We start from the raw sequence: 700 nt of genomic DNA, 5'->3' as shown, positions 1-700 counted from the left end.
GCCCTAAGTAGTTTGGCGGCTATTCTGCCAGAATTATTACCAGAGGCTCTGGCTGCTGCTAGGAAGATTCAGTCTGACTGGGGTCGCACCGATGCCCTAAATAGTTTGGCGGCTATTCTGCCAGAATTGTTACCAGAGGCTCTGGCTGCTGCTAGGAAGATTCAGAATGAGTATTATCGCGCCAAAGCCCTAAGTAGTTTGGCGGCTATTCTGCCTCATGATTTGTTACCAAAGGCTCTGGCTGCTGCTAGGGAGATTCAGGATGACTTAAGTCGCGCCGATGCCCTAAGTAGTTTGACCGCTATTCTGCCTCATGATTTGTTACCAGAGGCTCTGGCTGCTGCTAGGGAGATTCAGTCTGAGTCAAGTCGCGCCAAAGCCCTAAGTAGTTTGGCGGCTATTCTGCCAGAATTATTACCAGAGGCTCTGGCTGCTGCTAGGAAGATTCAGTCTGACTTAAGTCGCGCCTTAGCCCTAAGTCGTTTGGCGGCTATTCTGCCTCATGATTTGTTACCAGAGGCTCTGGCTGCTGCTAGGGAGATTCAGGATGAGCATTATCGCGCCTTAGCCCTAAATAATTTGGCAGCTATTCTGCCTCATGATTTGTTACCAGAGGCTCTGGTTGCTGCTAGGGAGATTCAGGATGAGCATTATCGCGCCTTAGCCCTAAATAATTTGGCAGCTATTCTGCCTCATGATT

1 pseudogene is annotated in these 700 nt (G+C 49.6%); it reads left to right on the top strand.

Features of this window, described 5'->3' with window-relative positions:
• Positions 1-700, top strand: a pseudogene (locus ACEYW6_RS36375) (hypothetical protein); the annotation flags it as partial.

The sequence above is a fragment of the Nostoc sp. UIC 10607 genome, assembly GCF_047228265.1.
In the GTDB taxonomy this organism is placed as follows: Bacteria; Cyanobacteriota; Cyanobacteriia; order Cyanobacteriales; family Nostocaceae; genus Nostoc; species Nostoc foliaceum_A.
The sequence above is the reverse complement of the archived record's forward strand: the minus strand, read 5'-3'. Positions and strand labels throughout refer to the sequence as shown.